The organism is Mesorhizobium sp. M7D.F.Ca.US.004.03.1.1 (genome assembly GCF_003998635.1).
Classification (GTDB): Bacteria; Pseudomonadota; Alphaproteobacteria; order Rhizobiales; family Rhizobiaceae; genus Mesorhizobium; species Mesorhizobium loti.
Genome location: NZ_RZQG01000360.1, coordinates 1 through 5,707, shown reverse-complemented (window position 1 = coordinate 5,707; position 5,707 = coordinate 1). Strand labels below are relative to the sequence as shown.

The 5,707-nt window shown below is 63.1% G+C and carries 6 protein-coding genes; 5 read left to right on the top strand and 1 reads right to left on the bottom strand.

Features of this window, described 5'->3' with window-relative positions; all coding sequences use genetic code 11:
- The 5 genes from EN935_RS19780 to EN935_RS19760 form a co-directional block, all read left to right on the top strand.
- Window positions 1-748, top strand: a 748-nt coding sequence (locus EN935_RS19780; RefSeq protein ID WP_127373547.1) for an arginase family protein, incomplete at its 5' end; no start/stop codon positions are given.
- Window positions 749-830: 82 nt separating this feature from the next.
- Window positions 831-1,637, top strand: coding sequence for a transporter substrate-binding domain-containing protein (locus EN935_RS19775; protein WP_126067187.1), 807 nt, complete (start codon window positions 831-833; stop codon window positions 1,635-1,637).
- Between the two features lie 6 nt (window positions 1,638-1,643).
- Complete coding sequence (locus EN935_RS19770; protein ID WP_126067188.1) at window positions 1,644-2,300, top strand: amino acid ABC transporter permease; 657 nt, start codon at window positions 1,644-1,646, stop codon at window positions 2,298-2,300.
- Window positions 2,297-2,944 carry an amino acid ABC transporter permease gene (locus EN935_RS19765; RefSeq protein ID WP_109667181.1) on the top strand — a complete coding sequence of 216 codons (648 nt, stop codon included), beginning with the start codon at window positions 2,297-2,299 and terminating at the stop codon, window positions 2,942-2,944. Before EN935_RS19770 ends, EN935_RS19765 begins: the two co-directional genes overlap by 4 nt.
- A gap of 406 nt (window positions 2,945-3,350) precedes the next feature.
- A complete protein-coding gene (locus tag EN935_RS19760; protein WP_127262602.1) occupies window positions 3,351-4,070 on the top strand; it encodes an alpha/beta fold hydrolase in 720 nt (239 codons plus the stop codon).
- A 320-nt stretch (window positions 4,071-4,390) separates the two neighbouring features.
- Here EN935_RS19760 and EN935_RS19755 read toward each other — a convergent pair.
- Window positions 4,391-5,707, bottom strand: a 1,317-nt coding sequence (locus EN935_RS19755) for an MATE family efflux transporter (RefSeq protein WP_164771211.1), incomplete at its 5' end; no start/stop codon positions are given.

Sequence of the window (5,707 nt, the reverse complement as noted above, 5' to 3'; positions counted from 1 at the left end):
CAATCACGTGCTGGAATGCGCGCCGACGCATGAGCTCAGGGTCGCCGACATCGGCGATACGCCGTTCCGCAGCCGCTACCGGCTGGAGATCAGCCATGAGGATATCGAGCGCCGCACCAACCAGATCGTCGATGCCGGCGTCATCCCGCTTTCGATCGGCGGCGACCATTCGATCAGCCATCCGATCCTGAAGGCGGTCGGCAAGAAGGCCCCGGTTGGCCTGATCCACATCGATGCCCATTGCGACACCAGTGGCCTGTTCGACATGACCAAATTCCACCATGGTGGGCCGTTCCGCAACGCCGTGCTTGACGGCGTGCTCGATCCGACACGCACCATCCAGATCGGCATCCGCGGCTCAGCCGAATATCTGTGGGAGTTCACCTACGAGTCCGGCATGACCGTGGTCCATGCCGAGGAGGTGACCGGCCTCGGCATTCCCGCCATCATCGAGAAGGCGCGCAAGATCGTCGGCGACGGCCCGACCTATGTCTCCTTCGACATCGACAGCGTCGATCCGGCCTTCGCACCCGGTACCGGCACGCCGGAAGTCGGCGGGCTGACGACGCGCGAAGTGCTCGAACTGCTGCGCGGCATGAAGGGCCTCAACATCGTCGGCGGCGACGTCGTCGAGGTGGCGCCGCAATACGACGCCACCACCAACACGGCGCATGCCGCCGCACAGGTGCTGTTCGAGATACTGAGCCTGATGGTGTTCAGCCCGGCGATAACAGGCAAGGGAGCCTGACGTTCAGAAAAGCAAAGGCGGCCGCCGTGCTGGAGCCGACGGCCGACCCAAACGAACAACGCGTCCAGACAGGGGAATAACAATGACAATCCGCAAGACATTTACATCCATTGCCACCGTGCTGATGCTTGGCACGGCCGGTTTCGGCCTCGCAATTCAGGCCGCCAGCGCCGATGCGCTGGCAGACATCACCAAAGCCGGCGCCATCAATGTCGGCGTCTTCGCCGATTTTCCGCCCTTCTCCTCAGCCAGCGCCGACATGAGCCTCAAGGGCTATGACATGGACGTCGCGCAATACATTGCCGACACGCTCAAGGTGAAGCTCAATCCCGTCGCCGTCACGGGCCAGAACCGCATCCCGTACCTCAACGACCACCGCGTCGATATCCTGATGAGCGTCGGCTATTCGAAGGAGCGTGAGCAGGTCATCGACTTCGCCGCCGCCTACGCACCCTACTACATCGCGGTGATCGGTCCGGCCGCGATGGCGGTCAAGGGCAAGGAAGACCTTGCCGACAAGTCGATCGCCGTCAACCGCGGCACGCTCGAAGACACCTCGCTCACCGAGGCAGCCCCCGCGTCGGCCGACATCAAGCGCTTCGACAACTACAATTCGGTGATCCAGGCCTTCATCTCCGGCCAGACACAGCTGATGGTCGTCGGCAACGATGTCGGCGCGCAGGTGCTGGCCAAGCAGGACGCGCTGAAGCCGGAGCAGAAGTTCCAGCTTCTGACCTCGCCTTCGCATATCGGCCTCAACAAGAACGAGGACAGCCTGAAGAAGGCGGTCAACGATGCCGTCGCCAAGATGCTGGCGGACGGCAAGCTGGACGAAAGCTCGAAAGCCTGGCTGAAGACGCCGCTCAACCCCGACAACCTCAAGGATTGAGTTTCCGTGGCCTTTGCCTGGCTTCCGGGTGCTGTCGGCGACATCGCGCGCGGAGCACTCACGACGATCCTGTTGATCGCCGTGACCACGCTCGCGGGAACGGTCCTCAGCATCCTGGGCGCCGCCGGACGCCGAAACGGCCCGGTGCTGCTCAGGCGGGCCATCGCCTGGTATGTCGAAGTCATCCGCAACACGCCGTTCCTGGTGCAGCTCTTCTTCATCTTCTTCGGCCTGCCCAGCCTCGGCATCAGGCTCGATCCGGTGCTGGCCGCCATCCTGGCGATGACGCTCAATATGGCGGCCTACACCATCGAGATCGTCGGCGCCGGGCTTGACGCTGTGCCTGGCGGGCAGACGGAAGCAGCCCTGGCACTGGGCTTGAGGCCACGCCAGGTATTCATCAAGATCGTGCTGCCGCAGGCACTCAAGGTGATCTTTCCGGCGCTGACCAGCCAGATCGTCATCATGATGCTGGAGTCCGCGGTCGTGTCGCAGATCGCGGTGCGCGAGCTGACCTACGAGGCCGACATGCTGCAGGCACGCACCTTCCGCTCCTTCGAGACCTATTTTGTCGTGACGATGGTCTATCTCGTCCTGTCGATGGCACTGCGCCGGCTGCTGGTGACAGGCGGACGCCGCGTCCTGGGGGCTGGTGTGTCATGATCGAATTCACCTTCTGGGACATCGTGCGCAACCTGTTGCTTGCCGCCCGCTGGACGGTGCTGTTGTCGCTGGCCGCTTTCATCGGCGGCGGCATCGTCGGCCTGATCGTCCTGTTCTTCAGGATCGCCAAGAACAAATGGAGCCGGCGCATCGCCTCCGGCTACATCGCCCTGTTCCAGGGGACGCCGCTCTTGATGCAACTGTTCCTGATGTTCTTCGGCCTGCCGATGCTCGGCCTGCGCATCGAGCCATGGACGGCAGCGGTGCTCGGCCTCACCTTCTTCGCCAGCGCTTATCTCGCCGAAATCTGGCGCTCCGGGGTCGCGGCACTACCATTGGGCCAATGGGACGCCGGCGCCAGCCTCGGCCTGCACTATCTGCAGGAACTGCGGCTGATCATCCTGCCGCAAGCCTTTTCGATCACCCGCGCGCCGACGGTCGGCTTCCTGGTGCAGCTGATCAAATCGACGGCGCTGACCTCGATCATCGGCTTCGAGGAGCTGGTGCGGACCTCCAACGCCATCAACAATGCGACCTTCGAGCCGTTCAAGGTCTATGGGCTTGTGGCGCTGATCTTCTTCGTCATGTGCTTTCCGTTGACGCAATACGCGCGCAAACTCGAAAAGCAGATGCCGGCGCGCTGAGCCGAAGGCATGTTGTGTTGACCACCACCAACGGCGACTGCAAGCTAGGAAGCTGTGCTTCCGGTTAGCGTTCGAATGCCTCCTTTGGCCATTTGATGACGTTAGGATTCGTCAGCTTCTGACCCAAGGAGACGCTCACAAGTGAAAGCGCGCACGACTGCATTGTGCCTCATGTCGGCCGCCTTGATCCAGAATTGCTTCGCCCAATAGCAGACATTCGAAAGCAGCACTTGTTGGTCGGCAGAGCGCCACAGAACGAGACGTTGTCAGGCGTACCGCCCATGGCCCCGAAAACCATGAACGCACGGACGCGCGCCGAAGCGCGGAGCTTTCTAGTCCCGAGCTTTGGGGGTAGAGAGTGTGTGCGGGATATCTCCGCAGCTATGGAGGTGAAGCGGGGCGACCGATGACAACCTTTGTTATGGTGCACGGCGCATGGCATGGGGGGTGGTGTTGGCGCAAGCTCGCTCAGTCACTGAAGGTGCCGGGCAGCGATCTGTATACCCCCACGCTTACCGGTCTCGGTGAGCGAGCACATCTCGCCTCTCCTGACATCGACCTGGAAACGCACATTTGCGATGTGCTCGGTGTGTTGGAGACCGAGGACTTGCGAGACGTTGTCCTGGTTGGACACAGTTACGCCGGAATCGTGGTCTCGGCAGCCGCGGACAGGGCGGCCGGCCGGGTAGCGCGAGTTATCTATCTCGACGCCATCGTCCCCCGCGACGGCCAGTGCCTGTACGACTGTGCATCGGCGCAGGCCAAGGACTATTTCGAGGAGCAGGCGCGCGTCGGGGGTGAGGGCTGGCGCATCCCCGCCAGCGCGGCGACCGTGCAATTCCTCGGGTTGAAGGAGGAGAAGGACGTAAGCTGGGTAATGCCGAGGCTTACCGCGCACCCGATCCGCACCTTCAGGGAGCCGGTCAAACTGAGCGCGAGTTTCCCACAGGTGCCGCGGACCTACGTCAATTGCATCGGCGACAAAGCACTTGGCCAGCCAAAGAGCGCGCAAGCCGCTGATATCGAAGACTACCACGAGTTGCGGACAGGACACGACGCCATGGTGACCGCACCAGACGATGTCGCCGAGTTGCTGAGCCGGATCGCGGAGGACACCACCGCCTAGCCTGGGGCTTCGGAGGACGCGCAGCAATCTGCTCGAAACTGAACGGCCGCTCGGCACAATTGTGAAAGACGCCACTTAGCCAACGGCGACATTGGTCAAACTGCGACGCCTACCGAAGCTAGGCCAAGGACAGCTTTTGCAAATTGGCTGCTTAAAGCGGTCAGACTGTTGCCGGCCCCTATTGAGACGTTCATTGCTTCGGGACTAAGCGTCGGCTTATGGCGCTTAGCGAAGGTTTCGCGGCATTTTCTGGAGGCGCCGTTAGTGAGCCACAATGTGGGACATACATAAAGGCCGCCCCGGCACCAGCCGTTTCGCTTTCAATGTCCCAACGCCAATGGCGGCGCCAGGCGATCCCGCCGCAGCCAGCGCCCGAGAAGCAGGGCCGCCACCACGGCCAGCCCAGACGACAGGCCGATCCAGATGCCGACGCCATGCAGGCCGAAATGGAAGGCGAGCAGCACGCCGAGCGGCAGGCCGACGCCCCAATAGCCGATCGCGGCATAGATCATCGGCACCTTGGTATCGTGCAGGCCGCGCAGCATGCCGGCGGCCACCGCCTGCGCGCCGTCGAAGACCTGGAACAGCGCGGCGAAGGCCAGGAACGACACGGCAAGTGCGATCACCCTGGCATTGGCCGGATTGCCCAGATCGATGAAGGCGCTGATCAGCGGATGCGGCCAAAGGATCATCACCAGCCCCATCAGCGCCATGAACGAGACGCCGATGACAAAGGCGGTCCAGCCGGCGCGCGAAACGCCTTCCGGATTGCCGGCGCCGTGCGCAAGGCCGACGCGCACCGTCACCGCCTGGTTGAGGCCAAGCGGCACCATGAAGCTGATCGAGGCGATCTGGATGGCGATGGCATGCGCGGCCAGCGAATCCGCGTCGATCAGGCCCATCAGCAGGGCGGCCGCGTTGAAGATCGTCACCTCGAAGGCGAGGATGCCGGCAATCGGCAGGCCGAGCCGCAACAGGCCCTTGAAGCGTGGCCAGTCGGCGCGCCAGAAACGCCCGAACAGACGGTAGCGCCGGAACTTCTCCTCCAGCATCACCACGACAGCCATGCCGACGAACATCAGCGTGCTGGACAGCGAGGTCGCAAGGCCCGATCCGGAGATGCCCATGGCCGGCACGCCGAGATTGCCGAACATGAACACCCAGTTGAAGAAGACGTTGCAGGCGACGGCGACGAAGACGATGACCAGCGCCCAGCCCGGCCGTTCCAGTGCCGAAATGAATGAGCGCAGCACGATATAGCCGTAGAAGGGCAGCACCGCCCATTCGAGCCAGCGCAGATAGATGCCGGCCTGATGCGCCAGTGCCGGCTCCTGGCCCATCGCCAGCAGAATGGCTTCGCCGTGCCAAAGCACGAGCCAGATCGGAATCGAGATCAGGATCGCCAGCCACAGGCCCTGGCGCACGGTGCGGCGCAGGTCGCGCACCGAATAGCGGCGGCGGCCAAGCTCGGTGGCGATCATCGGCGAGGTCGCCAGCATCAGGCCGAGGCCGAAGATCAGCGGCATGAAATAGAGGTTGGCGCCAAGCGCGCCGCTGGCCAGCGTATCCGGGCCCAGACGACCCATCATCATGACGTCGGTGGCCGTCATCGCGGTCTGGCCGAGATTGGTCAGCAC

Excerpts from the sequence above, each read along its gene's own strand:
- EN935_RS19760 (WP_127262602.1), top strand. The coding sequence starts at position 3,351 with ATGACAACCTTTGTTATGGTGCACGGCGCATGGCATGGGGGGTGGTGT.
- EN935_RS19775 (WP_126067187.1), top strand. The coding sequence starts at position 831 with ATGACAATCCGCAAGACATTTACATCCATTGCCACCGTGCTGATGCTT.
- EN935_RS19765 (WP_109667181.1), top strand. The coding sequence starts at position 2,297 with ATGATCGAATTCACCTTCTGGGACATCGTGCGCAACCTGTTGCTTGCC.